The organism is Allotabrizicola aquatica (SeqCode), assembly GCF_965194375.1.
In the GTDB taxonomy this organism is placed as follows: Bacteria; Pseudomonadota; Alphaproteobacteria; order Rhodobacterales; family Rhodobacteraceae; genus Tabrizicola_A; species Tabrizicola_A aquatica.
Genome location: NZ_CBDAEL010000006.1, coordinates 78,742 through 104,823, shown reverse-complemented (window position 1 = coordinate 104,823; position 26,082 = coordinate 78,742). Strand labels below are relative to the sequence as shown.

Here is a 26,082-nt window from a genome sequence, read left to right as displayed (position 1 = left end):
GCGCCGTGGAACCCTTTAGGGCGCTATGATCGGCCAGTCCTTGCCACTCTTCAGAGTCGGACTTGCCTTTGACTGCGCCAAGCCTCAGAAAAGATCAGGTCTCATGTATGAGGTTCCCATGTTTCGCTGTCTGCTGCTCTTATCGCTTCTGGCCAGCCCTGCCATGGCCTTTCAGGCCCGAAATGGTGCAGAAGTTACCGGCACGGCGACCGAGATCGTGGTGGTCGCACGTCCGGGACTGTCCTCCTCGGAAAGCTGGTGCGCGGCGGGCGATTTCGTGATCCGCGCCCTGGGCCAGCCCGCCACGACGCCGCTTTACCGCGTCACCCCACCGCCGCGCCGGGCGGGTGAGGGGGTCTCCTTCTCGCTCTCGCCCGAAGGTGCGACCGATCGCACGGGCCTCTTGCTGCTTGGTGATCGCGATGCCAGCCTTAGTGCGGGCCATGCACAGGCGCTGTGCCGGGTTGGCCGCTGGCGGTTTTGACCGCGGCATCCGCCAAAAGCAAACGCGCCGCCCTTTTTGGCGGCGCGCTATTGTCGGGTTCGGCTCAGATCAGCTCCACAAGAAGTCTGACCCGGTGACTTGCGTGGCTTCGGTCATCCCCGTCAACACGAGATGGAAGTTTGCGGTGCCATCGCCGTCGGTGTCGATCAACAGCCGATCCGTTGCACCGTCAAAACGCGCCTCCGAATTGTTCGATCCGCCCGTGAAGGCCGCATCGCCACGATAGACAAAGGTTCCAACCAAAAGGCCTTCGAACACCAGCCGGTCACCTTGTGCCCCGCCGCCGTTCACAGCGTTGAAGTCGGTGATGTTGTCATTTCCGGGCGTGGTACCCGAGAACACAAAGTGATCCGCCCCCGCGCCACCGGTTAGCACATCATTGCCTGCGCCGCCGTTGAGGGCGTCATCACCATCGCCCCCCTGCAGCATGTTTTTGCCACGGTTGCCGATCATCACGTTATCAAGTTCGTTGCCCACTCCGCGGTACGATCCGGTGCTGACCATCGTCAGGTTCTCAAGATGGGCGCCCAGCGTCCAGTGGGTCGCGGCCAAAACCGTATCGACCCCAGCTGCAGCACTTTCTGAAATGCGGTCGCCCGACGCGTTGACAGAGTAGGTGTCATCGCCCAAGCCGCCAATCATGCTGTCATTGCCGGTACCGCCGTTCAGGGTATCGTTGCCCGCGCCACCGTTCAGCGTATCATTGCCTGCCCCGCCGTTCAGCGCGTTGTGTCCCGCATTGCCGATGATGGTATTGGCCGAGGTATTGCCAGTCGCTGTAAGGTCAGCGGTGCCTTGTAGGATCAGGGTCTCAAGCCCGCTCGCCATTGTGTAGCTGGCGCTGGCATAAACCAGATCCATTCCCCCCGAGTTGCTTTCGACGATCACGTCAAAGCGGCTGTCCACCATGTAAACGTCATCGCCCGTGCCGCCCAACATGCGGTCATTGCCGCTGCCGCCGTCCAGCGTGTCGTCGCCGTTGCCGCCGGACAAGGTGTCATTGCCACCGAACCCGCTCAGCAGGTTGTCGCCGTCGTTGCCGGTCAGCTTATTGGCTACCGCGTTGCCAATCCCGTTCAGATGGGCGTTGCCGGTCAGCACCAGATTTTCGACCGTCGCGGCCAATGTGGTGTTGAACGCGCTCTGGATGGTGTCGGTGCCGCCATTGGCCGCTTCGATCACAACATCGCCCAGCGAGTCGACGATGAACAGGTCATTGCCGGTGCCGCCGCTCATCACGTCATTGCCGATCCCGCCGTCCAAGGTATCGGCACCCGCGCCCCCCGTCAGGGTGTCATGACCGCCGAGCCCGCTCAGCCGGTTCGCGCCGCCATTGCCGGTCAGGATGTTGGCGGCCGCGTTGCCGGTTCCCATCAGGCCCGAGGTTCCTGATAGGGTCAGGTTCTCAAAGTTCTCAGTCAGAACATGGCTGACAACCGTGATCACCGTATCAATGCCTTGACCTGCCAGTTCGATAAGGACATCGCCCGCCGCGCTGAGCATGAACGTATCGTTGCCCATGCCGCCTGACATGGTGTCATTGCCGGAGCCTCCGTCCAAGGTGTCGTTCCCAGCGTTGCCGCTGAGCACGTCATTGCCGCCATCGCCGCGCAGCAGATTGTCGCCAAGGTTGCCTAGGATGGTGTTCGCCATTGAGTTGCCGGTGCCATTGGCATGGGCAGACCCCGTCAGCGTGAGGTTTTCCAAGTTACTGCCAAGGACATAGCTGACCGAGGCTTCGACCCGGTCAATGCCGCCTTGGTTTGACCGCTCAAGCACTTTGTCGCTGGTGTGATCAACGACATAAACATCGTCGCCCGCGCCACCTTCCAAAGAGTCGATGCCCATGCCGCCGTCCAGCGTGTCATTGCCCGCACCGCCGAACAGGCTGTCATTGCCGCTGCCGGCATAGAGTGCATTGTTGCCGTCATTGCCCGTCATGCGATTGGCGGCGGCGTTGCCGGTGCCAATGAAATCGCCAGTGCCATCCAGAAGCAGGTTTTCCAGATGTTCTGACAAAGTATAGCTTGCGGCGATTTGAACGGTATCGATGCCGTCGTTCAGGGTCTCGACGACGACCTCTGTCGCGCTGTCCAGCACGAAGGTGTCATTGCCCTCTCCGCCGTGGAACACATCCACCCCTGCGCCGCCGATCAGCGTATCCTCGCCATCGCCACCGTGCAGCGTGTCATTGCCGTCCATCCCGTTTAGCAGGTTGTCGCCCCCCCCGCCGGTCATCACGTTGTTCAGGAGGTTGCCAATTCCGTCCACGTCGCCGCCACCGATCACCAAAAGGTTTTCGATACCGACGCCCATACTGTGGTGGGCGGTCACTTCGACCCGGTCATTGCCACCCGATCCGGCCAGCGTTTCCTCGGCAATGTCGTCGACGTTGTCGACGCGGTAGACATCGTCACCCGCACCGCCCTGCATGCTGTCGGCCCCGGTGCCGCCAATCAGCGTGTCATTGCCCGCGCCCCCGAACAACGTGTCATCGCCGGTCTTGCCATCCAGCAGGTTGTTCGAGGCATTGCCGGTCAGGATATTGCCCAGACCGTTGCCGCTGCCGGCCACGACGTTCACGCCCAGGTTCAGGTTTTCGACATGGTCGGACAGGGAATAGCCGCTGACCGCAGACCAGACGGTATCGATGCCGCTGTCGATCGCTTCGGACACATCATCTTGGCTGTGGTCGAAATAATAGACATCATCGCCCAAGCCACCGATCATGGTGTCATTGCCGATGCCACCGTCCAGAACATCATTGCCTTCCTCGCCGCGCAGCATGTCGTTGCCACCGCCACCCGTGAGGATGTTATGGCCCGAGTTGCCAATCAGCGTGTTGCGCAGGCTGTTGCCGGTGGCCGTCAGGTTGGCGGTGCCGGTCAGCGTCACGTTCTCGATGTGGTTTGAGGTCACAACGTCATACAGAATGTAGTTGATGGACGCCGCCACCGTATCGGTGCCACCGTTGGCCAGTTCGATCACCTGATCGCCTGCACTGTCGACAATGAACAAATCATCGCCCGTATCGCCGTACATCACGTCATTGCCGGTGCCGCCGTCCAGCGTGTCAAAGCCGTTGTAGCCAAACAACGTGTCATTGCCGCCCAGACCCCGCAGAATGTTGTCGCCACCAAAGACCAGGGTGCTTTCGTTGCCGTGGAGTATATTGGACAGCGCGTTTCCGGTGCCGTCGACGTCGTGTGTCCCGAAAAGGCGCAGCACCTCGACGTTGTCGCTCAGCGTATGGCTGACCCAAGCATTGACCGTGTCATTGCCCGCGTTCAGCGCCTCGATCACGATGTCGTTCGCATCATCGACCTCATAAAGGTCATTGCCCGCGCCGCCGTGCAGAGTGTCCGCGCCCAGACGTCCGTCGAGCGAGTCATCCCCCGCAAGGCCCCAAAGAACGTTGCCAAGGGCGTTACCGGTCAGTGTGTCGTTAAATGCGCTGCCACTCAGGTTTTCGATGTTGGTGAAGGTGTCGCCCAGTGCGTGGCCGCCTTCGGCCGTGCCGCTGGATAAGCTAACAAACACGCCGACGTTCGAGGTCAGGAAACTGAGCGTGTCGATGCCATCGCCGCCGTCTATGTCGTCGTTGCCCGAACCGCCTTCGAGAATGTCGTTGTTAAGGCCGCCAAACAGCGAGTCATTGCCGTCACCGCCAAGCAACGAGTCATTGCCATCGCCGCCATAGATTGAGTCATTGCCGCCGAGGCCCAGGAGTGTGTCATTCTCCGCAAAACCCGTGATGCTGTCTGACTCGGCCAGACCCGTCAGCGAGTCATTGCCCGTTCCACCGTTGATCGTTGCCATTCTAATGCTCCGAATTCAAAACGGGCCAAAGCCCACCTAAACATCGTGAATTTTTAGGCGTGGATTTGGGTTTGAATGTGACCTTGGGCGCAGCAAACCGGGCCAGCCTTGGGCAATTGCGCGGCAGGCCTGCGCAGATCGGCGCGAATGCTGGGAATGGGGGATTATTGTCCCTTGGGTTGAACCAATCGCCAAACTGGACGACTTGATTCGAATGCGCGCGGTCTGACGGCGCGGCGCCGGTCTGTGGTAGGGCCGGAGGGACTCGAACCCCCAACCAAGGCGTTATGAGCGCCCGGCTCTAACCATTGAGCTACAGCCCCCCACGCGCCTGCCTACCAGAGCGGGGCAGGGCGTGGCAAGCGGGCGGCGTCATGCGTTGCGCGCCCGCGGCAGATGGCGTAAGGGGCAGGCAATTGCCGCCAGCATGGGATTCTCGACATGACCACCGGACATAATGGCCTGACCTATGCAGATGCGGGGGTGGATATCGATGCTGGAAATGCGCTGGTGGACCGGATCAAACCCGCGGCCAAGCGCACCAATCGCACCGGGACCATGGGAGGCCTTGGTGGCTTTGGGGCGCTCTTTGATCTGAAGGCGGCGGGCTACAACGACCCCATCCTTGTGGCGGCAACCGACGGTGTGGGCACCAAGCTGCGCATCGCCATCGACACCGGCAATGTCGACACCATCGGCATTGATCTGGTGGCCATGTGCGTGAACGATCTGGTGTGCCAAGGGGCCGAACCCTTGCTGTTCCTCGACTACTTTGCGACCGGCAAGTTGGACGTCGAAGAGGCGACCCGCATCATCACCGGCATTGCCGCAGGGTGTGAAGCCAGCGGCTGCGCGCTGATCGGTGGTGAGACGGCGGAAATGCCGGGCATGTATCACAAGGGCGATTTTGACCTTGCAGGCTTTGCCGTGGGCGCGATGGAGCGCGGCACCGAATTGCCCGCAGGCGTGGCCGAGGGCGATGTGCTGTTGGGGCTGGCGTCGAACGGGGTGCATTCCAACGGCTATTCTTTTGTCCGCAAGGTGGTGGAGTTGTCTGGCCTTGGCTGGGATGCGGCCTCGCCCTTCTCGGACGGTACGCTGGGGGCGGCGCTCCTTGCCCCGACCCGGCTTTATGTCAAGCAATCCTTGGCCGCCATTCGGGCTGGGGGCGTGCATGCGCTCGCCCATATCACCGGCGGTGGGTTGACCGAAAACCCGCCCCGCGTGGTGCCTGAAGGGCTGGCGTGTGAGATTGATCTGTCCGCATGGGACTTGCCGCCAGTGTTCCGCTGGCTGGCCAAGACCGCCAATATGGCCGAGCCAGAGCTTTTGAAAACCTTCAACTGCGGCATTGGTATGATTGCTTTTGTCGATCAGGCCCGGGCCGCCGAACTGGCGGATCTCTTCCGCGCTCAGGGTGAAACCGTGGTCGAGCTTGGTCGCGTCGTCAAAGGTGAGGGCGTGATCTACAAGGGTCGCCTTCTGTGAAACGCGTCGCCATCCTGATTTCCGGGGGTGGCTCAAACATGCTGGCGCTGCTGCGCGACATGGCGTCCGGGCCGCATCCGTGCGTGCCGGTTCTGGTTGCCTCGAACGATCCCACGGCGGGCGGGCTGGCCAAGGCGGCCGCCCTTGGCATCCCGACCGCCGCCGTCGATCACCGCCCCTTTGGCCGCGACCGCGCGGGCTTTGAGGCGGCCCTTTTGCAGCCGATCCTTACGGCCAAGCCCGACATCCTGTGTCTGGCGGGTTTCATGCGTATTCTGACCCCCGACTTCATTCGTCAGTTTGAGGGCCGGATGTTGAACATCCATCCTTCGCTCTTGCCGAAGTACCCCGGTCTGCACACCCATGAGCGTGCGCTGGAAGCGGGTGACGCCGAGGCCGGTTGCACCGTGCATGCGGTGACGGCGGAGCTCGATGCAGGGCCGATCCTTGGCCAAGCTCGCGTGCCGGTTTTGCCCGGTGACACCGCTGACAGCCTTGCCGCACGGGTTTTGGTGCAAGAGCACCAGCTTTATCCGGCGGTCCTGCGCCGCTTTGCGCTGGGTGAAACCGTCCCCCTGATGATGGGCTGATCGGGGCAGGGTTCTGCCAAACGCGGCCTATCCGGAACGGCTTTCCCTTCGCTTTGACCTTGGCGGATATGCCGCCTTTTCCGCCGCGCTGGCTTGAGTTTGCCGCCGCTCGGGCCTAGGTTCGCTCAACAGTCAGGGGAAGACCATGCGCATTCACAGCGATCTGGCCGATACGATCGGCAACACGCCACTTCTGAAGCTCAAGCGGGCGTCGGAAATGACCGGCTGCACGATCCTTGGCAAATGCGAGTTTCTGAACCCCGGCCAATCGGTCAAGGACCGCGCGGCCTTGTTCATGATCCGCGATGCGGTGGCCAAGGGTCTTTTGCGCCCCGGCGGCACGATTGTCGAAGGCACGGCGGGCAACACCGGGATTGGCTTGGCGCTGGTCGGGGCCTCGATGGGGTTCAAGACGGTGATCGTCATTCCCGAAACCCAGTCTCAGGAAAAGAAAGACATGCTGCGGCTGGCGGGGGCGGAACTCGTGCAGGTGCCCGCCGCGCCTTACAAGAACCCCAACAACTATGTGCGCTATTCTGGCCGTCTGGCCGAAGCTTTGGCGCAGACCGAAGCCAATGGCGCGGTTTGGGCCAATCAGTTTGACAACGTGGCCAACCGCCAGTCGCATATCGAAACCACTGGGCCCGAGGTTTGGGAACAGACTGGCGGCAAGGTTGACGGCTTTATCTGCGCCGTGGGCTCGGGCGGCACCTTGGCGGGTGTGGCGATGGCCTTGCAGCATAAAGGCGTGAAGATCGGTCTGGCGGACCCTGAAGGTGCTGCATTGCACAGCTTTTACACCACGGGCCAGTTGGACGCGCCCGGCTCATCCATCACCGAGGGCATCGGGCAGGGCCGGATCACCGCAAACCTTGAAGGCTTCACCCCAGATTTCAGCTACCGCATCCCCGACGCTGAGGCGCTGCCGCTGGTGTTTTCCATGGTGGAGGAAGAGGGCATTTGTCTGGGTGGATCGTCAGGCGTCAACATCGCAGGCGCGATCCGCATGGCGCGTGAGATGGGACCGGGGCACACGATCGTCACCATCCTGTGCGACTATGGCAACCGCTATCAGTCCAAGCTCTACAATCCCGCCTTCCTGAAGGAAAAAGGCCTGCCCGTGCCGCGTTGGCTGGATCGTGCGCCCATGGCCATTCCTTCGGTCTTTTTGGACGCATGAGACGGGGCTTGCGCCTTACTCTCGGGCTGATCCTTGCCGCGCTGGTTTGGGTCGGCCCACTGCACGCCCCGCCCGCGCAAGCGCAGGACAGCCTGCGTCAGGTGGATGAAACCGGCGCCTTGGTGCCGCGGCAGGGGCCGGGGCTTATAGCGCCCGTCGCCAGTGCCACAGCAGACGCGGTCTCGCTGGACTATGCCGCTTGGGAGCGGCTGGCTGAACGCGCAGAAAAGGCGGCGGCCAACCGCAACGTCGGGTCTGAGGCTTTGGAGGCGATCCGTCGGCAGATGGTGGATTGGCGCAGCGCCCTTCTGGGCGAACAAAACGCCAATGCCGCCCGCATCGCCACCCTGCGCGCCCAGATTGCCGCCTTGGGGCCATCCCCTGGCGAAGGCGTTCCTGAGGTGGAGGAGATCGCGCAGCGCCGGGCGGTCTTGACGGAACAGCTTGTTACCCTGCAAGCCCCCGGCCTTGCGGCAGAAGAGGCCTATCGTCGCGCGGATGGCCTGATCGCGGAAATTGACCGTGTGCTGCGTGAGCGGCAGGCCGACCAGTTGCTCAAACTCTGGCCCGCGCCAATCAACCCGGCCAATTGGCCCGAAGCGCTGATTGGCGTGACCGATACAGGCGTGCGGATTTGGGAGGAGACGGCCGAGAAATGGGCCGATCCCAAGGCCCGCACTGCTTTTGGCGATAACGTCCCTTTCATCCTGCTTTTGCTGGCGCTTGCGGTGGGTCTTTTGGTCTATGGGCGGTCTTGGGTGCAAGACTTGTCCAGCCGATTGCAGGACCGCGCCTCGCTGCGCGGGCGCAAGATCTTGGCGCTTTTCGCTTCGCTTGGGGAAATCGCTTTTCCTTTGGTCGGGATTATGTGCGTCCTTTTGGCCTTGTCGCTGACCGAGATGCAGGGCGAGGTGGGCGCAAGGCTGGTCGATGCGGCAGGCGATCTGGCGTTGTTTGTGATCCTTGCGGCGTGGTTGGCCGGACAGGTTTTCCCGCGCGGGGTGTCGGCTGGGCCGTTCGGCCTGCCATCTGAACGCCGGGCTGAGGCGCGCTATAACGCGGTGCTGATGGCGGCCCTGCTGGGCCTTGATGGCCTGCGCTTCGCGGCGATGGATGCCCAGTCTTACTCGGAAGGGACCACGTCGGTTGCAAGCTTTCCGCTGCTGGCTGTCTCGGGGCTGTTGCTGTTCCGGATGGGCCAGCTTTTGCACCGCCACTTGCTGCGCGAGCGTCGCGAAGGGGATGTCACCCGCTATGGCATGCGGCTGATCGGCTTTCTGGGGCAGGGGGCCATGCTGGTGGCCGTGGTGGGCCCGCTGTTGGGCGCGGTTGGCTATATCCCGGCCGCCACGGCGCTGATCTACCCGGCCATCCTCAGCCTTGGCGTTGTCGGCTTGCTTTTGGTGCTGCAAGAGTTGGTCAGCGACATCTATGGCGCCATCACCCGCGCCGAGGGTGATCCCAGCGAAGCGCTGGTGCCGGTTTTGGCGAACTTTGCGCTGGCGCTTCTGAGCCTGCCCGCGGTGGCGTTGATCTGGGGTGCGCGCACCTCAGACCTCACCGAGCTTTGGACGCGGTTCCGTGAAGGTATCGCGCTGGGCGACACCCGCATCTCGCCGACCAATTTTCTGGTCTTTGCCACGGTTTTTGCGCTGGGCTATGTGCTGACGCGGCTGTTTCAGGGCGGATTAAAGAACACGATCCTACCGCGCACCTCGCTGGATCAGGGGGGGCAGAATGCCATCGTGTCGGGCGTGGGCTATCTGGGGATGTTTCTGGCGTCGGTGGTGGCCATCAATGCCGCCGGGATCAACCTTGCGGGTCTGGCCATCGTCGCCGGTGCCCTTTCGGTCGGTATCGGTTTTGGTTTGCAGACCGTGGTGTCGAACTTTGTCTCGGGCATCATCTTGTTGATCGAGCGGCCCGTCAGCGAAGGGGACTGGATCGAGGTCGGCACCACCCAGGGCATTGTGAAATCCATCTCGGTGCGCTCGACCCGAATCCAGACTTTTGACCGATCAGATGTCATCGTGCCGAACTCAGACCTGATTTCGGGCCGGGTGACCAACTGGACGCACTTTAACCTGACAGGCCGGCTGATCGTGCCGATCAGCGTTCCCCTAAGCGCGGACAGCCGTAAGGTCGAGGCATTGCTGCGCGAGATTGCCGAAGCGCAGCCTTTGGCCATTTTGCAGCCACCGCCGATGGTGGCGCTGGTGGGCTTTGGGGCCGAGACCATGAATTTCGAGATCCGGCTGATCCTGCGCGATGTGAATTTCCAGCTGCAGGTGCGATCCGAGGTCAATCACCAGATCGCCGCGCGATTTGCGGCGGAAGGCATCTTGCCCATGCCCGCCCAAACCCTTGCCGAAGCCGCAACCCAGTCTGCCGCCCGCACTCGAAAACCCGCCGCCAAGGACGCCACCAAATCATGATGACCCATCCCTTGTTTCGAGACGACGCCTATCTGCGCGAGGCCGAGGCCCGCGTTATTGGTCACACACCAGAAGGCGGCATCGTGGTGGATCAATCGGTGTTTTATGCCACCAGTGGCGGCCAACCCGGTGACAGCGGGCTGATCGATTGGGAGGGTGGGCGGTTGACGATTGCCACCGCCGTCAAGGTCGAGGGGGGCGCCATCGCGCTTGTGCCGGCCGAGGCCCGGCCGCTGCCCCCGATTGGCGCCGATCTGCGCCAGCGGATTGACTGGGACCGCCGCCATCGCCACATGCGCGTGCATACGGCCTTGCACCTTCTGTCCGTGGTCATTCCGCTGCCGGTGACAGGTGGGCAGATCGGCGCGGACAAAGGTCGGCTTGATTTCGACATGCCCGAGGCCCCGGCGGATGTGCCGGCGCTGAACGCCGCCTTGGCCGCCCTGATCGCGCGCGATCTGGCGGTGAGCGACAGCTGGATTAGTGATGACGAACTTTTGGCCAACCCCGGCCTTATCAAAACCATGTCAGTGCGCCCGCCGATGGGGCAAGGCAAGGTGCGGCTTGTGCGGATTGGCGACGCCGAGAGCCAGATCGACCTACAACCCTGCGGCGGCACCCATGTCGCGCGCACTGCCGAGATTGGCGAGGTTGAGATCGGCAAAATCGAGAAGAAGGGCAAGCTAAACCGCCGCGTCAGCCTGATCCTGTGCTGATCAGAGGTGGATACTCGTATCATCACGGGCTTACGCTGACGAAATCCTTCGTGAATTTCAGCCTCCTCCCCCCTTGAGTGCCCCCGCACTTCCCGCTAAACACCCCGCAACGGATCGGTGGCCGAGTGGTCGAAGGCGCACGCCTGGAAAGTGTGTAGGCGGGGAACCGTCTCTAGGGTTCGAATCCCTATCGATCCGCCACTTGCACATTGCAAACCCGAGATGAGGTCCCTGACGGGGCCTTTTTTCTTTTTGTTTCAAAGGGGTTTAGCGAGGCCATGCGACTTTCAGAGATTGGCGTTTCCGCCGAAATCGGTCTCTGAACGCCCCGCGTCTCTTTCCATCCGCCCTTCACCCAAATTGAGACGGATTCAAAAAGTGACGCTTTTTCAGTGCTTTGGCGAAATCAGTCTACGCCGCGGTTGAGGCACGTTCGTTTGCCCTCGGCCCGAACCGAGACACCCGAAGGCGGCGTGGTTGTGCGTAAGCGCGCGCATGTCAGCGGGCCGCTGGTCAGGAGGCCTGCGGTCGCAACGGGCGGACAGCGGTCAGTCACTAAGCTCATCATGAATGGCAGCTTCGCCCTCTCGCGCGCCTGTTGGCTGGTCATATACCCGCTGGCCGGCTGGATCGGCGCCGGTGCCCGATCTTTGCGTCACGGCGCTCATCGGCGCGGCTGGCCTCGTTGCGGTGCTGCGCCTCTGGCCCGCGAACGATCAGACGATCTTGCGGCACGACCTTCCTGACCTGCCCGCCGATTATCTCCACCTGTCAGAACACGGGCCCCACCACACCCATGCCGTCTTCATCGACAACCTGCATCGCCGTTGGCCGAAGGCGGCATGAAGCACGGCCGACACAATTGTCAGGCGGCCAGATAGCGGGTGAAGACCTCGGTTGAGCCATCGCGGCGGATCAGCAGGACGTCGTAGGCCTCACGCTGACTTTCCGGTCCCATCCCGGGCGATCCATAGGGCATCCCTGGAACGGCAAGCCCGACCGCGTCCGGCCGCTCCTCAAGCAGGCGCCTGATATCGGCCGCAGGGACATGGCCTTCGAGCACATAGCCCTCGATCATCCCTGTGTGGCAGGAGATCATTCTTTGAGGCACCCCCACTTCGGCCTTGTAGGTCATCAGGAGCGTGCCGTAGCGCTCCTCGTCCGTCACGGTGAAACCCTCGTCCCGAAGATAGGCCACCCAGGCGTTGCAGCATTCGCAACCGGTTCCCTTGACGACATGGATCGACGGGGCGGCGCTGCGCACCGGACTGGCCGCGAAAGCTGCGACGGCGAGGCCGGACAGCAGCATTGTGCGGCGGGTCAGAAAGGGTGTGTTGGTCATGTGGCTCTCCGAAAGAACAGGGATGGCTGTCAGGTCAGAACCCTGCGGATCTTTGGCAGGGCGAAGCGGCGGTCCTCGTGGTAGTCGATGATGCTGGCAAAGCGACCGTCGGCGCGGAACAGGAACACGCCGGCGGTGTGGTTCATGGTGTAATCCCCGTCGCGGGGCACCTTTTCGAACCGGGCGCGGAAGCCTGCGACGGCGCGTTCGACCTCGGCCAGCGGGCCGGTCAGGCCGGTGATCCGCGGATCGAAGTTCGCCAGGTAGTCTGCCAAAACCTGCTGTGTATCCCGTTCGGGATCGACGGTGATGAAGACGGTGTTCAGCCGGTCGGCGTCGGGCCCGAGCTCTTCCAGCCAGCCCGAGATGTCGCTGAGGGTGGTCGGGCAGACATCGGGGCACCAGGTGAAGCCGAAGAAGGCCATGGTCGGGCGGCCGATCCAGTCTGCCGGGCGCACCGGTTCACCGCGATGGTTGGTCAGGGCAAAGCCCATCTCGCCGATGGGATGTGGCAGAAGCGCGGCGGGCGGCTGCGCGCGGCCGCGGCTTTGCCACCAGCCGAGGCCGAGCGTGAAGGCCAGTGCTGCGGCCGTCCCACCAAGGCCAAGTGCTACTGCCCGGCGTGTGCGCAATCCGGCCCCTCCGCCCGTAGGGACAGAACGTCGACATTGACGACGATTTCCCCTGCATTCTGGAAAGTCAGCGTCACGGGGAAGCTGTCGCCTTCGGCCAGTGTTGCGGTCAGGCCCATCAGCATTCCGTGATAGCCACCGGGCGCCAGTTCGACGGTTTGGCCAGCCGGAACCGGGATCGACATGGCATGCGGCATCGAGGCGACGCCGTCGGTCACCACGGTTTCGTGCAGCATCGGCATCCCGGCAGCAGGTGTCGCGATGCCGATCAGCGCATCATCTGTGCTGCCGTTGTTGGTGATCTCGACATAGAACACCCCCGGCCGGTTGGCGCCGATGGTGGCGCGGGACCAAGCGTGGTCGATGGTCAGATCGCCCAAGGTGAAGGTTTCACAGGCGAGCACGGGGGTGGCGGACAAGGTGAGGAGGGTCGAGAGGATCAGGGATTTCATGGGCGTCACAATCTGGATTGAAGGTCGGCAAGGATATCGGCGGCGGGCGTGCCGTAGGTGAACTGACGCAACCAGTCGCCGGTAGGCCCGATGAGGTAGAGCGCCGGGCTGTGCGACATGGTGTAGCCGTCCGGGGCCGCGGCATCACCCTCGCGCGCGTAGAAGATGCGGAAGCTGTCTGCCGCGGCACGGGTCTGTGCCTCATCCCCGGCAAGCCCGATGATCGACGGGTGGAACGCCTCGGTGAACTCGGCCAGCCCCAGCCTGCGATCCCGTTCGGGGTCGATGGAGATGAACAGGGGCTGCACAAGGGCAGCATCGTCGCCCAGATCGTCCATCACCTGCGCCACTTCGGAAAGCGTTGTCGGGCAGACGTCCGGGCAGTTGGTGAAGCCGAAGAAGACCAGAAGATGCTGGCCCGCAAACTCGGAAGGGGTGCGCATACGCCCCTCAGCATCGGGAAGCGAGAAGGTCGGCCGGAAGTCGGCTTGCGTGACAACCTCCGGCGTGCGGTTTGGCAGCAACACGAGCAGCCCATAGGCCAGCGTGGCCAGTCCCGCCGCCGCCCAGAGGATTTTCTGTAACCTTGTCAACTGCATCCATTCCTGCCTCTAATAATGCTCTGTCTAAACCCTCTAGCCGCTTGAGGTTCAAGCCCGAATTCGTGTTGTCACCGAAGGGTGAAGGGTCAGCCCAAAAGCACGGTCGACAAGAGGTTCACGTTCAGCACGATGATGACAGCGGCGATCAGCCAGCAGAGCCCGGTCAACCAGCGGGGGGCGACCAGTTCGCCCATCTTGGCGCGGCTGGCGGTGAACATGACCAGCGGGACGATGGCGAAGGGTAGTTGGAAGGACAGCACCACCTGGCTCAGGATCAGCAGCTCACCCACGCCCTCACTGCCGTAGAGCAAGATCACGAAGACCGCCGGGATGATGGCAAGGCCGCGCGTGATCAGTCGCCGCGCCCAAGGCGCGATGCGCAGCCGAATGAACCCTTCCATCACGATCTGTCCGGCCATCGTGGCGGTGACGGTGGAGTTGAGCCCTGCGCACAAAAGCGCCACCCCGAACAGAATGGGCGCCAGTGACGAGCCCAGCAGGGGTTCAAGCAACAGATGCGCCTTGTCGATCTCGGCCACGTCGGTTTCGCCCACGGTGTAGAAGGCGGCGGCCGCAAGGATCAGGATCGAGGCATTGATCGTCAGCGCGAACATCAGCGCAATGGTGCTGTCCCAGGTCGCCAACCGCAGCGCCTCGCGCTTGGCGGGCAGGTCCATGCCAAAGGCGCGGGTCTGCACGATGCCCGAATGCAGATAGAGGTTATGCGGCATGACCGTGGCCCCGATGATGCCAAGTGCCAAGTAGAGCATCGTCGGGTTACTGACGATCTCGCTGCTGGGCGCGAAGCCTGCGATCACCTCGCCCCAGACCGGGTCGGCCTGCGCGATCAGCACGACGAAACACGCGGCAATCAGCGCCATCAGCGAGATGATCAGCGCCTCAATCCAGCGAAAGCCCTTGTACTGCAGCCACAGGATCAGGAACACGTCGGCAGCGGTGATGAAGATGCCGATCTCCAGCGGGATGCCGAACAGCAGGTTCAGGGCGATGGCGGTGCCGATCACCTCGGCCAGGTCGGTGGCGATGATGGCCAGCTCGGCGAAGATCCAAAGCGGGACCGACATCCATTTCGGGAAGGCATCGCGGCAGGCCTGCGCCAGATCGCGGCCCGAGGCGACAGCCAGCCGGGCGCACAGCGACTGCAGCAGGATCGCCATGATGTTCGACAAAAGGGCAACGAACAGTAGCGTATAGCCGAAGGCCGCCCCACCGGCGAGCGAGGTCGCCCAGTTGCCGGGGTCCATGTAGCCCACGGCCACCAGATAGCCGGGGCCAATGAAGGCGAGGAACCTTCGGAACCGGCTGGTGCCGCCGTTGCCCACCGCGATGGTGCGGAAGACCTCGGACAGCGAGGGCGTCTCGCGGTCTTGCCGCCAAGCTTGGGTGGACATGGTTCTTGGCGCTCCCGGCTTCGCCACAATCCTGACCAGACGCGGCGCATAAAGTTAGCCAGTGCTAACAATCTGCCCCGCGACTTTACTTGTCAATCCATCCCATGCGACACTCTGCGGATGACCGAGCTCGACCCTGACACCCGCACCTCACCGCACGACGGCCCCGCAGACCCCCGCACCGAGGCGTTTCAGGGTGTGCGCGAGGCACGGCGGAATGAACTGGCCGAGGACTATGTCGAACTGATCGCCGAACTGATCCACGAGCAGGGCGAGGCGCGCCCTGTAGACATTGCCGCCCGGCTTGGCGTGAAGGTGCCGACCGTGAGCAAGACCCTCGACCGGCTGGCGCGCGAGGGGCTGATCACCCGCGCAAAGTATCGGTCGGTGTTTCTCACGGACGCGGGCCGCTCGCTGGCCAAAGAATGCCGGCGGCGGCACGAGATCGTCCTGCGCTTTCTGATCAGCCTTGGCCTTGATCCCGAGACGGCAGAGCGTGACGCCGAAGGCATCGAGCACCATGTCAGCGAACGAACGCTGGCCCTGTTTTCGGCCTTCGCCAACCGGTCCTGAGCGCCGTCAGCTGTTCTCGACGGCAAACCGTACATCGGCGATCAGGCTGTCTGCGCTGAAGTTCTCCAACCGCCTGCCGTTCAGAAAGAAGGTCGGCGTCTGTCGAATGGCCAAGGCTTCGACGTCGTCTGCGTCCTGGTTGAGGATGCCGGTGATCCCCGGAAACAGCCTGTCGCCTCGCGCCTTTTCCAGATCAAGCCCCGCAGCCCCGGCGATTTCCCAGGCCACGTCCAACTGCGGCGCACCATGCACTGCCCAGCCCGGTTGCTGTTCCAGCAGCGCGTCCAGCACCGGCTCGAACTTGTCCTGCATCCGCGCGGCCTCGAGGATGCGCACGGCCTCGTCCGATCCTTCGTGGAAGACGGTATAGCGCAGCACGACGCGGACCTGCGTGGGGAACTGCCGCCGGATCTCTTGCACCACGGGGTGATAAGCGCGGCAGGCCTCGCAGGACGGATCGAAGAACTCGACCAGTGTGACAGGCGCATCGGCGGGGCCAAAGCTGGGGGAATACTCCCGGACCAGTAGCGTCTGGTCGGCCGTTGGCGCAGCTGCGGCCGCCGCTTCTGCCTCGGCGTCGCGGCGCTGGTTCAGCACGTAGGCACCACTCGCGAAGGCAGCGAGCCCGAGTGCGGAGGTTCCGATCAGAAGGGTGCGGCGGTTCATGGGCGGTGTCCTTTCGGAAAGATGAGACAGGCAAGGATCGCCGCAAAGGCGACCGCGGAAAGATAGGGGATCGGCAGGCCAAGGATCATCTGCGCCTCACCGGTGCAGGAAGGGCCATTCTCAGTGCAGGGCACGATTGGCGCGGGCAAAAACCCTGCGTAAAGGCCCGAATGCCACGCCGCCAGCGCCAACCCGGCGAGGGACAGCGGCAGGGCATAGGTGCGCGCCATACCGTCGCCCCACCAGAGCGACATGCCGAGGATCGGCACCAAAGGGAACATGGCGATGCGCTGATACCAGCAGAGCGTGCAGGGCATCTGGCCCAACACTTCACCGATGAAGAGCGCGCCAAGTGTGGCCGCCAGCGCAATCAGGAAGGCGGCAGTCAGGGCAAGGTCGTCGCGCGACAGGGTTTCGGGGTCAGCTTTTGTCAAGAACCGGCTCCTTGCGGCGGCGAAGGGGAAGTGAGGCGGCGAGGATCAGGACCGCGCCCAACGTGATCGCAATATCGGCAACGTTGAACGTGGGCCAGTGCCAGTCGCGCCAGTAAAAATCAAGGAAATCGGTCACGGCACCCTGCCGCAGCCGGTCGATGATGTTGCCAAGCGCCCCGCCCACGACCAGTGCAAAGCCTGCCCGTTCCCATGCGTGTTGCGCACGGAATGACATGACGGCGAAAGCAAGGGTCAGTGCGCCCGTCAGCGCGGCCATCAGAAGGGGCTTACCCGCCATTATCCCGCCCATCATGCCGAAGCTCGCGCCTGTGTTGAACCCGAGGGAGAGGTTGAAACTCGGAAAGACAGGGACAGCCGTCCCTTGCGACAGCAGCGATAGTGCCGCTGCCTTGGTCAACTGGTCTGCCACCACTGCGGCAGCGATCAGGGAAATCAGCATCGCCTTGGTCATTGAACAGTCTTGCCCTTCATGCCGATCCAGCGCGGGACCGATGCGGTGTAGCGGTCATAGTCCGGCCCGATTGCCATGCGCAGGGCGGCCTCTTCGGACCGGACCTGCGTGGTGGCGGACCAGAGAAACAGGAGTGGGGCCAGGACCGTCGGGACAGAGGGCACTGCCAGGGTAACACCCGCCAGTAGCGCCGCTTGCCCCACAAAGGTCGGGTTGCGGCTAAAGCGGTAGAGGCCGCCGGAGACCAGATCGCCGGTTTCGCCGCCGACCACGCCGACGCGCCAGGATGATCCCATCGACATCTGCGCGGCAAAGGCCACCATCGCGCCGAGTCCTGCGACAAAGACCCCGACCAAGCCAAGAAGCACGGCGCGCCCCTCGCTCCAAAGCGGATCGATCTTGTGCAGGATAGGCATGGCGAGCCAAAGAAGCGGCCCAAAGAACGCCAGGGCAAAGGCCACGCGGAACCCGATGGCGGCCAGACGGTCGCGTCCGGTCGCACGGGCGAACAGCCAGACTGGACGCCCCGCCGCTTGTGCGGCCAGCGCGCTGCCCCAGAAGAACAGCGCCAGATAGCCGAAGAGAAGGGCCAGTGCGGCCCAGCCTAAACCGGAGATCATCGCTTACGCCTCCCGTTCAGGATTGAACCGCAGCAGGCGCAGGGCGTTCAGCGTCACCAGCACAGTCGCGCCCGTGTCGGCCAGGATCGCGATCCAGAGGCCGGTCAGGCCAAAGACCGAGGTCACGAGGAAGACTGCTTTCAGGCCAAGCGCGATGGTGACGTTCTGGCGGATATTGGCCATCGCCGCGCGCGACAGACTGATCGTTGCGGGAATGTCCGTCACCCGGTCGCGCAGGATTGCCGCATCGGCGGTTTCCAAAGCTACATCGGTGCCCGATCCCATCGCCACGCCGACACTCGCCTGTTTCAGTGCGGGGGCGTCGTTGATACCGTCGCCGATCATCATGACGCCGCCTTGGGTGCCGATCTCGCGGATGTAATCGAGCTTGTCCTCGGGCATCATGTCGGCTTCGAACTTCAGCCCGAGGCTTCCGGCGATGGCGGCGGCCGTGCGCGGGTTGTCGCCGGTCAGGATCACCGAAGTCACTCCCATCGCCGTCAACTGGCGCACCGCCTCTTTGGCATCCGCCCGCGGCTCGTCCCGCATGGCAATCAGACCGAGTGGCGTCTTTTCGCGGAACACGGCGACGGCGGTCTTGCCGTCCTCTTCAAAGATGGTGGCCTGCCGAAGACCGATGCCATCGAGCCCGCCGTTTTCCATCGCGTAACGGGGTGAGGACACATAGGCCACAGCGCCGCCCACGGTTGCAACAACGCCCTTGCCCATCAGGGCCTTGGCATCCTGCGAAGGCAGCGCGGAAATGCCCGCGTCCTTGGCCTTGTTCAGGATCGCAATCGCCAGCGGGTGGCTCGACCCTGTTTCGACGCCCGCAGCAACGGCAAGAAGCTCGGCCTCGGTCGTTGCCCCGAACGGCACCACATCCGTCACCTGCGGGCGGCCATGCGTCAGCGTTCCGGTCTTGTCGAAGGTCACGACATCCACCTTCGCTGCGGCTTCGATCACGGCGCCGCCCTTCATCAGGAGCCCGCGGCGCGCCCCGGTGGACATGGCCGACGCGATGGAGGCAGGCACCGAGATGACCAGCGCGCAGGGGCAACCGATCAAGAGAAGCGCAAGCCCCCGGTAAATCCACGTGTCCCAAGGCTGACCAAATGCCAGCGGCGGTACCACGATCACCAGCGCGGCAACCGCGACAATGGCGGGCATGTACCAGCGGCTGAAGCGGTCGATGAAGCGCTCGGTCGGCGCGCGGGCCTCCTCGGCCTCTTCGACCAGGCGGATTATGCGCGCGATGGTATTGTCTTCTGCGCCCTTGGTGACCTTTACCCGCAGCGCCGCCTCGGTGTTGATTGCGCCTGCAAAGACCGCATCTCCCGGCCCGCGCGTCTTGGGCACGCTTTCGCCGGTGACCGGGCTTTCATCCACACCCGAGGTGCCGTCCACGATCTCGCCATCGGCCGGAATTCGGTCACCGGGGCGGACAAGGACTGTCTGGCCCACAGACAGGCTTGCGGCTGGAACCTCGCGCGTGGTGTCGCCGGTGACCAGTTGCGCCGTTTTCGGGACAAGGTTCGCCAAGGCCCGGATGCCGTCGCGCGCCTTGCCTGCGGCCACGCCTTCCAGCACTTCGCCCACGGCGAACAGGAAGACGACCAGCGCCGCCTCTTCCGCCGCATTGATGAACAGCGCGCCGATGGCGGCGATGGTCATCAGGCTTTCGATGGTAAATGGTTGCCCCATCCGTAGCGCCGCAAAGGCGCGCTGTGCCACCGGGGCCACGCCGATCAGACAGGCGGCGACAAAGGTCCATTTGCCAATCTCGGGCGCAAGATATTCGATGATCCAGGCGGCACCGAGCAACAGCGCGGTGAAGATGACCAGCTTGCTCTTGGCCGTCTGATACCAGCGCTTGCCCCAGTCGGCGGGGTCGTCATGGACATGGCCGGGGCTACCGTGGCCGCTGTCATCGCGCTTTGCGGCGGCCGCCTTCGGGCCGTGGTCGTGCCCGGCGTGATCGTGGCCCTCATGTGCCGCATCGTCATGGCCGTGCCCGTCATGGGCGCCGGGCAGCACAAAATCCTTCTTCGCACCGGCAGCGCGCGGCGCAATCTGATAGCCAAGCGCCCGGACGGTCTTCTCGATCTTGTCCCGCCCGGTCTGCGCCTCATCCAGCGTCAGCCGCAGGCGTTCTGTCATGATCCCGACCTCGACGCCGCTCACCCCCGGAAGACGCGCCACCGCATCCTTGATCTTGGTCGCGCAGGACCCGCAGTCCATGCCCGTCACGGTCCAGTCACAGGACGTTTCGCGTGCAGCTTCCGACATTGTCATTCCTCCTGCCGCAGTGCGGGCAGTTGCTTTCATCGAATCAGGAACCTAATGTCTCTAGCAACTATAGCTTCAAGGGGAATCTGATGCTGACCATCGGAAAACTGGGCGAGGCCGCGGGGGTGAAGGTTCCGACGATCCGCTACTACGAGCAGATCGGCCTCTTGCCCGAAGCCGAGCGCAGCGCGGGCAACCAGCGGCTCTACGGTCGCAAGGCGCAGGAACGGCTGGCATTCATCCGCCACGCCCGCGATCTGGGTTTCACGCTGGAGGCGATCCGCGATCTCCTCAGCCTGTCGGACAGACCTGACCAATCCTGCGCTGCCGCCGATGCCATCGCCAAGGCGCAACTTGCCGAGGTCGAAAGTCGCCTTGCCCGGTTGACGGCGCTGAAAGCCGAACTTGAGCGCATGGTCGTGCAATGCGCAGGCGGTCGGATCGCCGACTGCCGGGTCATTGAAGTTCTGGGCGACCATTCGCTATGCGCAACCGATCACCGGCATCCGGAGAGCGAGGGGGCATCGTGAACTTACCCGGCACCCTCGCCATCTACATCGGTGCCGCTTTGGCCGAGATTGCGGGCTGCTTTGCGGTCTGGGCCTGGATGCGGCAAGGGGCGAGCCCGCTCTGGCTGGTCCCCGGCCTCCTCAGCCTCGCCGTTTTCGCTTGGCTCCTGACCCTGGCCCCATCGGATTTCGCAGGGCGCGCTTATGCGGCCTACGGTGGCGTCTACATCGCCGCCTCGCTTGTATGGCTATGGGCGGTCGAGAAACAGAGGCCGGATACCTGGGACTTGGCCGGGGCCCTGCTCTGTGTTGCCGGTGCTGCCACCATCCTGTTAGCACCGAGGACGTAGGGGCTGCCGTCGTCCAGATTGGCCGAGGGTCGAACCCCACCCCTCCTCGGACAGACTTGGCCTGCGACCATCCGAGGCTCCATATGGAGAAGCGGAAGCTAGGCTCTTAGCTTGAGGCTCCCATCACACAGTGAGCTGCGGGATACTGCGGGATGAACGAATGGCCGGTCTCGGGCGCACGAGACCGAGCGTGATGAAGTTCGGCTTAGGGCCGTTCACGCCTATCTCACTCCTCGTTCGCCAACGGCCCGCCCCAACTGCTCTCCCCAAGTCTCCCCTGCCAGAAAACACAGATCGTAAAGACTGACCGTCGAGGCCTCCCGCTCGCAGGTCAGTCGTTTCAGCACCTCCGGTGCCAGATAGGCCAAGCGTAGCTGGCGACTGACATGCCGTTCTGCCAAACCAACGGCCTCGGTCAGTTCCTAAATCGTAGCGAACTCACCAGCTTCCATGCGCCGCTGCCAGCCCCATGCCCCGCCGATAGTGCGCTGCGCGGTGCTGAAATCGGGACAAGCCAATGTTGAAGCGGGTTGGTCTCAGCTCTCTCTGGCAACAGAGACACCCGAAGACGGCGTGGTTGTGCGGGTTGGTGCCCATTTCAGCGGCTACTGGTCAAGAGGCCCGAGGTCGCAACGGGCGGGAGGCGGACGGCCACCAAGGCGCGCTTGAATGGCCGCTTTTCTCGAAACCATCAGCCCCCGCACAGGAGCGAGGGATGTTTATAGAGCCATCTGCGCAAGCCGTACTGTGCTTTTGCATCGCCGGTGAAGGTTGCGTCGTGCCAGACTGCGGTGCGGCCGTCTTTGCCCACAAATGCTTTGTTCACAGACCATGCACTTCTTGCCGCAAGGAAAAAACTGATGCAGGTGGAATGTTCATCGGAACGAATGCTATTCGCCGCGCAACCAAACCAAGGCGCGCCCGAATGACTTTAGAGACGGGGCATCTGGGGCCGTAGGTGAACAGGCGCAACTCGCCGTCCTGCCTGAGGGACCGCATGCAGCCTGACAAGATGCGCAACACCTTTGCAGGTGGCATCGACAACAGAGGCAGGCCGCAGATGATCAGAGCCGCGCCGCTGGGACCGAACGGCGTCAATTGCGAAATGCGCACAGCGTCGCCATGAATGACGGTCACCCGAGAAAGCTGCCCGGCCAAAGTGACGGCAAATCCTTCACTGGCCTCGATGGCTGCGATCTGTTCCGGCAACACGCCGCGTTCGATTAAGGCACGCGTAAACGCGCCCGTGCCGGGCCCCAATTCCAGAACTGGACCATCCGTTTTTGACAGTCCGTTGGTGATTGCATGCGCAAGGTAGGCACTGGATGGGACGATAGCCCCGACGCTCCGTGGGGACCTAAACAATTCACGACCGAACAGACTAATGGGCGAAGCAGAGATGTTGCGAGCAATGCAGCTGCGCACTTTTCCATGATTGGGACGCAGGTTGGGTGCACCCCCTTTAGGGGTGCAGCCACATTCGGTCTGGCCACTCGTGATGCGGAGCAACTCCGTCAACCGCCTAAGCCGAACTGCGCCTTGACGCCGCTGATGAAGGTCGCGTCATCCTGCGTGGACCGCGCTGCCATGTATGCGGCGGCATCTTCCCCCGCGGTATAGCGCAGGCTGGACGTGCCGTCCGTGGCGGCGGCCCAGATTGTCTCGCTCACGACCGATGGCGGCGATGCTGTTGCGGCCAACTCGGGGCTACCGAGTACAGCAAAAAGCTTGTCAACTACAGGCTGATAAGCAGTCAGATCAGGCGTCTGGCGAAAATCAAAGGAACGCCCGCTGAAATCGGTGGCGATCATGCCGGGCTCGACGATCTTGACCCGGATCCCCAACGGTTCCAGCTCATAATGCAGGGCTTCGGAGAGGCCCTCCACCGCGAATTTCGTGCCGTGATACAGGCTTCCAAGTGGAAAAGTCATGCGCCCCCCGATCGAGGAGATATTCACGATCACACCTTTGCCCTGTGCGCGCATGCTGGGCAGCACGGCCTTGGTCACTTCCAAAAGCCCGATTACGTTGGTGTCGAACTGACGGCGGATGCCTTCCATGTCAAATGCTTCCAGAGGGCCATAAGCGCCGTAGCCTGCGTTGTTCAGCAGCACGTCGATGCCGCCGAACCGCGCGTGGGCTGCATCAACCGCCGCTGCGATTGAGGAACCGTCGGTGACATCCAGACGCGTAACCAGCACACGTGGCAGATCTGAAAGATCGCCCGCCTGCGTCGGATTGCGCAGGGTGGCCACAACGTTCCAGCCCTTGTCATGGAAGTAATGCGCCGTTGCCTTGCCGATGCCACTGGATGTCCCAGTGATGAAGATGGTCTGAGTCATGGTCCTGCCTTTGAAACTGTCTTTCACGCTTCAGAGGTGGCCGTCGCCACGCTTTGCTTCAATCGCAGATCGCGCCAACAGACAAACGGATCGCGCCAATCAAGCAGCGGGTGATGCGCGCGCCTCTGCCGGGGTCATGCCGGTCCATTCACTGAAGGCGCGATAGAATGAGTTCGGGTCGCGGTAGGCCAACAAGAAACTTGTCTCTTCCGTGCTAAGCTTGTGCTCGCGCAGATAGATCAGCGCCAAAGCCGCGCGAGTCTCATCAAGGATAGTCTGAAACGATACCCCTTCGTCCTTCAGCTTGCGCTGCAGGCTGCGCGTGCTGACCCGCAAACGGCTAGCCACTGCTTCGGCCGACACCCGGCCTGATGGCAGCATATCTCGGATCTCGCGCCGCACGCGGTCTGCCATGCCGATCGCTCCGGATAGCGAAGTTAAACGGGCCATAAGTTCTTGCTCGATGGCGCGGTAAACAGCGGTATCAGCCGAGATGATCGGCAATGACGCATTTGCGGCGTACAGCGCAATGCCAGCGTGGTCGCCAATAAGGACTTCACACCCTGCGAACAGGCGCAAGGCGTGGGTGATCTGCACCGATGCGGGTAGGGTCACAGATTGTGGCATGATCTGTTCAGACGCGAACGTTCGTAGGATTTCCAGAAAATAGGACACCTCCATGATGGCGATCCCAGGGGGCAGGGCAGCAGTCACGTCTGCGGAGGTAAGCGTGATTGAAAGCACTCCGTCCTTTTCCACAATCGCAAGCGAAACAGGTGCGATCAGAGGTTTGAACAAGGCCAGTCGGTTCAGTCCCGTCCGGATGTCGGGGCTTGACGAGAAGGCAATCAGGGCAGGGTGCAGCGGCCCCGTGGCCAGCGCGCGCCCAAGCTCCATCGCGCGATCCAGGTTTCCCGCCTCAGTGACGAGTGCCTCCAGAACCGCAAACCATGCGACAGCATCAAGGCCGCGCCCCTCATGCGCAAGGTAGTCGACCGAGAGGCCTGCGCGTGCAAGCACGCGGGCAGGTCCGAAACCAAGCGTCTTGCAGGCCTGTGTTAGAAATGGAGCGATTTTGTAGGTGCGTGATTGCATCTTTGGGTCACCCCCTTTGCTAACCACTTGTAATTTCATTCTGGACGCAATCGCCATCGCATGCGCGATCGTTGGCGCGAAAAGATTTACCTTTGGCGTCATCAGCAAGTAAAATGCTCCTCATAGGAACTATTGTCGCACTGCCTGCGTGTCGTTGCGGATATCAAGCAAAGCGGTCCCTCGCGCACCGTAGGCTGAACATTGTGCATGGGCCGATCACATTGATTTCGCTGCGCTGTCGCCAACGGCCTGCCGGGTCTGCTCATTCCAAGCCGCACCCGCCACAAAGCACAGATCGTACACGCTGGCCGCAGACGCCTCACGCCCGCAGGTGAGGCGCTTCAGCACCTCGGGCGCCAGATAAGCTAATCGAAGCTGACGGCTGACATGACGCTCAGCCAGTCTAACGGCCTCGGCGAGTTCCTGAATTAAAGCGAACTCACCGGCATCCATGCGGCGCCGCCATCCCCATGCCCGGCCGATTGCACGAAGGATGTGCGGGTCTTGTGTCTGATCCTCGCTCGGCAGGTAATCTGAGGGCGGCATGATTTTGGGCCGCCCGTTCTTTTTGCGCAGCGTCAGCGGCACAAAAACCTGAATGGTGTCGCCGGACCCCATTATTCCGCCGCCTCAAGCTGGCGTGGCGTCATAAGGTCCCGCATGACACCGGCGATGCCGTCGGTGCGCAGGTCGATGACAAGGCCATCAGCCATAACCGTTACGCGCCTGACGAGGAGCTGAATAATGCGTGCCTGCTCTGCTGGAAAGAGCTGTTCCCAAAGCTGCGGGAACCGCTGCAGGGCGGCAAGTGCTTCCGCCTCGGAAATGTCATCCCGGCCTAGCGCGGAGATGACCTGCGCGGTGGTTTCTGGGGTCCGCAGTACCCTGCGGATTTCACCGATCACAGCGCCTTCGGCATTATCCGCTGGCAACCGACGCGCAATGCCGTCATCGGGCGGCTCGCGGTTTTTCAAAAGGTCCATCGACACTTAATACCGGTACCGGCGGGAACCTTTCTTTGTGCTGGAGGGCGTCATGGCTGCACCCGTTGCGGTGAACAGCAGGCCCTTCAGAAGCGCGGGCGTTTGCGTGCGGCTGTTATTCGCGCGCGTGCGTGGGCTTTCGCTCAAGATGTCATGCACTTGATCCCAAAGCCGCACATCGATGATGGCCTCGTGTTCACCGGCATAGGACTGGCCTTTGTGAACGGCCTCCCCGAGGTAGACCCGATTGTTCAAGAGCCGATAGAGATAGCCTTTGTCTGCGGGTGCACCCTGTTTGGTGCGCATGCCGTCACGGCGAAGCTCCCGCGCCAAAACCGTGGCGGACCCAACCTCGACAAAGCGCTCGAACACCCTGCGCACTTTGGCGGCATCCTGTTCGTTTACCACCAGCTTGCGGTCTCGCACATCATAGCCAAGCGGCACATATCCTCCCATCCAGATGCCTTTCATGCGCGAGGCCTTCACCTTGTCGCGGATGCGTTCGCCGATGACTTCGCGCTCGAACTGGGCAAATGACAGCTTCACTGCTATTCGCCCAGAAGCCGTGGACCAATG

The 26,082-nt window shown here is 62.7% G+C and carries 27 protein-coding genes and 2 tRNA genes; 11 read left to right on the top strand and 18 right to left on the bottom strand.

The genetic code is table 11. The annotated features are described in order from the left end of the window. Nucleotides 1-103 precede the first annotated feature (103 nt). Nucleotides 104-484 carry a hypothetical protein gene (locus AC72UB_RS09750; protein ID WP_505189598.1) on the top strand — a complete coding sequence of 127 codons (381 nt, stop codon included), beginning with the start codon at nt 104-106 and terminating at the stop codon, nt 482-484. Nucleotides 485-553: 69 nt separating this feature from the next. On the opposite strand, the gene AC72UB_RS09745 is transcribed toward AC72UB_RS09750, so the two are convergent. After that, nucleotides 554-4,324 (bottom strand): beta strand repeat-containing protein, encoded by a 3,771-nt coding sequence (locus tag AC72UB_RS09745; protein ID WP_505189597.1) that lies wholly within the window; start codon nt 4,322-4,324, stop codon nt 554-556. 247 nt (nt 4,325-4,571) lie between these two features. Then, nucleotides 4,572-4,647 (bottom strand) — tRNA-Ile (locus tag AC72UB_RS09740). A 118-nt stretch (nt 4,648-4,765) separates the two neighbouring features. On the opposite strand from AC72UB_RS09740, the gene purM reads away from it, so the two are divergent. The 7 genes from purM (at nt 4,766) to AC72UB_RS09705 (ending at nt 11,579) form a co-directional block, all read left to right on the top strand. Then, nucleotides 4,766-5,812, top strand: coding sequence for a phosphoribosylformylglycinamidine cyclo-ligase (purM, locus tag AC72UB_RS09735; RefSeq protein ID WP_505189596.1), 1,047 nt, complete (start codon nt 4,766-4,768; stop codon nt 5,810-5,812). Continuing rightward, nucleotides 5,809-6,402, top strand: a complete 594-nt coding sequence (purN, locus tag AC72UB_RS09730; protein ID WP_505189595.1) for a phosphoribosylglycinamide formyltransferase — start codon at nt 5,809-5,811, stop codon at nt 6,400-6,402. The genes purM and purN overlap by 4 nt, the downstream gene beginning before the upstream one ends. 145 nt (nt 6,403-6,547) lie before the next feature. After that, nucleotides 6,548-7,582, top strand: a complete 1,035-nt coding sequence (locus tag AC72UB_RS09725; protein WP_505189594.1) for a cysteine synthase A — start codon at nt 6,548-6,550, stop codon at nt 7,580-7,582. Nucleotides 7,583-7,590: 8 nt separating this feature from the next. Continuing rightward, on the top strand, nt 7,591-10,017 hold the full coding sequence (locus AC72UB_RS09720; protein WP_505189593.1) for a DUF3772 domain-containing protein: 2,427 nt from the start codon (nt 7,591-7,593) through the stop codon (nt 10,015-10,017). Continuing rightward, a complete protein-coding gene (locus tag AC72UB_RS09715) occupies nt 10,017-10,733 on the top strand; it encodes an alanyl-tRNA editing protein (RefSeq protein ID WP_505189642.1) in 717 nt (238 codons plus the stop codon). The genes AC72UB_RS09720 and AC72UB_RS09715 overlap by 1 nt, the downstream gene beginning before the upstream one ends. A 111-nt stretch (nt 10,734-10,844) precedes the next feature. Further along, nucleotides 10,845-10,934, top strand: a tRNA-Ser gene (locus AC72UB_RS09710). A gap of 438 nt (nt 10,935-11,372) precedes the next feature. After that, a complete protein-coding gene (locus tag AC72UB_RS09705; RefSeq protein WP_505189592.1) occupies nt 11,373-11,579 on the top strand; it encodes a hypothetical protein in 207 nt (68 codons plus the stop codon). Between the two features lie 19 nt (nt 11,580-11,598). Here AC72UB_RS09705 and AC72UB_RS09700 read toward each other — a convergent pair whose 3' ends face one another. From AC72UB_RS09700 to AC72UB_RS09680, 5 genes are all read right to left on the bottom strand, one after another. Continuing rightward, nucleotides 11,599-12,075 (bottom strand): DUF411 domain-containing protein, encoded by a 477-nt coding sequence (locus AC72UB_RS09700; protein ID WP_505189591.1) that lies wholly within the window; start codon nt 12,073-12,075, stop codon nt 11,599-11,601. 29 nt (nt 12,076-12,104) lie between these two features. Continuing rightward, nucleotides 12,105-12,707, bottom strand: a complete 603-nt coding sequence (locus AC72UB_RS09695) for an SCO family protein (RefSeq protein WP_505189590.1) — start codon at nt 12,705-12,707, stop codon at nt 12,105-12,107. Then, a complete protein-coding gene (locus tag AC72UB_RS09690; protein WP_505189589.1) occupies nt 12,686-13,159 on the bottom strand; it encodes a copper chaperone PCu(A)C in 474 nt (157 codons plus the stop codon). Before AC72UB_RS09690 ends, AC72UB_RS09695 begins: the two co-directional genes overlap by 22 nt. A gap of 5 nt (nt 13,160-13,164) precedes the next feature. Continuing rightward, nucleotides 13,165-13,758, bottom strand: a complete 594-nt coding sequence (locus tag AC72UB_RS09685; protein ID WP_505189588.1) for an SCO family protein — start codon at nt 13,756-13,758, stop codon at nt 13,165-13,167. Nucleotides 13,759-13,847: 89 nt separating this feature from the next. Then, a complete protein-coding gene (locus AC72UB_RS09680; RefSeq protein WP_505189587.1) occupies nt 13,848-15,173 on the bottom strand; it encodes an Nramp family divalent metal transporter in 1,326 nt (441 codons plus the stop codon). 120 nt (nt 15,174-15,293) lie between these two features. On the opposite strand from AC72UB_RS09680, the gene mntR reads away from it, so the two are divergent. Continuing rightward, entirely contained in the window at nt 15,294-15,746 is a 453-nt protein-coding gene (gene mntR / locus AC72UB_RS09675) for a manganese-binding transcriptional regulator MntR (protein WP_505189586.1), read from the top strand. A 6-nt stretch (nt 15,747-15,752) separates the two neighbouring features. Here mntR and AC72UB_RS09670 read toward each other — a convergent pair whose 3' ends face one another. From AC72UB_RS09670 to AC72UB_RS09650, 5 genes are read right to left on the bottom strand one after another with little or no spacing between them, the layout of a single operon-like run. Beyond that, on the bottom strand, nt 15,753-16,412 hold the full coding sequence (locus tag AC72UB_RS09670) for a DsbA family protein (protein WP_505189585.1): 660 nt from the start codon (nt 16,410-16,412) through the stop codon (nt 15,753-15,755). After that, a complete protein-coding gene (locus AC72UB_RS09665; RefSeq protein WP_505189584.1) occupies nt 16,409-16,846 on the bottom strand; it encodes a disulfide bond formation protein B in 438 nt (145 codons plus the stop codon). The genes AC72UB_RS09670 and AC72UB_RS09665 overlap by 4 nt, the downstream gene beginning before the upstream one ends. Further along, nucleotides 16,833-17,318 carry a signal peptidase II gene (lspA, locus tag AC72UB_RS09660; protein ID WP_505189583.1) on the bottom strand — a complete coding sequence of 162 codons (486 nt, stop codon included), beginning with the start codon at nt 17,316-17,318 and terminating at the stop codon, nt 16,833-16,835. The genes AC72UB_RS09665 and lspA overlap by 14 nt, the downstream gene beginning before the upstream one ends. Next, the gene (locus tag AC72UB_RS09655; protein WP_505189582.1) at nt 17,315-17,938 is read right to left on the bottom strand and encodes a methyltransferase family protein; all 624 of its coding nucleotides are present in this window, start codon (nt 17,936-17,938) and stop codon (nt 17,315-17,317) included. Before AC72UB_RS09655 ends, lspA begins: the two co-directional genes overlap by 4 nt. A gap of 3 nt (nt 17,939-17,941) precedes the next feature. Beyond that, entirely contained in the window at nt 17,942-20,227 is a 2,286-nt protein-coding gene (locus tag AC72UB_RS09650) for a heavy metal translocating P-type ATPase (protein WP_505189581.1), read from the bottom strand. Nucleotides 20,228-20,316: 89 nt separating this feature from the next. On the opposite strand from AC72UB_RS09650, the gene AC72UB_RS09645 reads away from it, so the two are divergent. Together AC72UB_RS09645 and AC72UB_RS09640 are read left to right on the top strand one after the other, a co-directional pair. Then, nucleotides 20,317-20,757, top strand: coding sequence for a MerR family transcriptional regulator (locus tag AC72UB_RS09645; protein WP_505189580.1), 441 nt, complete (start codon nt 20,317-20,319; stop codon nt 20,755-20,757). After that, nucleotides 20,754-21,086 (top strand): YnfA family protein, encoded by a 333-nt coding sequence (locus AC72UB_RS09640; protein ID WP_505189579.1) that lies wholly within the window; start codon nt 20,754-20,756, stop codon nt 21,084-21,086. Before AC72UB_RS09645 ends, AC72UB_RS09640 begins: the two co-directional genes overlap by 4 nt. Nucleotides 21,087-21,908: 822 nt before the next feature. Here the strand turns inward: AC72UB_RS09640 and AC72UB_RS09635 are convergent. From AC72UB_RS09635 to AC72UB_RS09610, 6 genes are all read right to left on the bottom strand, one after another. After that, nucleotides 21,909-22,511 carry a class I SAM-dependent methyltransferase gene (locus AC72UB_RS09635; RefSeq protein WP_463290505.1) on the bottom strand — a complete coding sequence of 201 codons (603 nt, stop codon included), beginning with the start codon at nt 22,509-22,511 and terminating at the stop codon, nt 21,909-21,911. Nucleotides 22,512-22,600: 89 nt separating this feature from the next. After that, nucleotides 22,601-23,455 carry an SDR family oxidoreductase gene (locus AC72UB_RS09630; RefSeq protein WP_463290472.1) on the bottom strand — a complete coding sequence of 285 codons (855 nt, stop codon included), beginning with the start codon at nt 23,453-23,455 and terminating at the stop codon, nt 22,601-22,603. A gap of 72 nt (nt 23,456-23,527) precedes the next feature. After that, nucleotides 23,528-24,625 (bottom strand): AraC family transcriptional regulator ligand-binding domain-containing protein, encoded by a 1,098-nt coding sequence (locus AC72UB_RS09625; protein ID WP_505189641.1) that lies wholly within the window; start codon nt 24,623-24,625, stop codon nt 23,528-23,530. Between the two features lie 114 nt (nt 24,626-24,739). Beyond that, nucleotides 24,740-25,141 (bottom strand): hypothetical protein, encoded by a 402-nt coding sequence (locus AC72UB_RS09620; protein WP_505189578.1) that lies wholly within the window; start codon nt 25,139-25,141, stop codon nt 24,740-24,742. After that, complete coding sequence (locus AC72UB_RS09615) at nt 25,141-25,506, bottom strand: hypothetical protein (protein ID WP_505189577.1); 366 nt, start codon at nt 25,504-25,506, stop codon at nt 25,141-25,143. Before AC72UB_RS09615 ends, AC72UB_RS09620 begins: the two co-directional genes overlap by 1 nt. 6 nt (nt 25,507-25,512) lie before the next feature. Continuing rightward, nucleotides 25,513-26,052, bottom strand: a complete 540-nt coding sequence (locus tag AC72UB_RS09610; RefSeq protein WP_505189576.1) for a recombinase family protein — start codon at nt 26,050-26,052, stop codon at nt 25,513-25,515. Nucleotides 26,053-26,082: the final 30 nt, after the last annotated feature.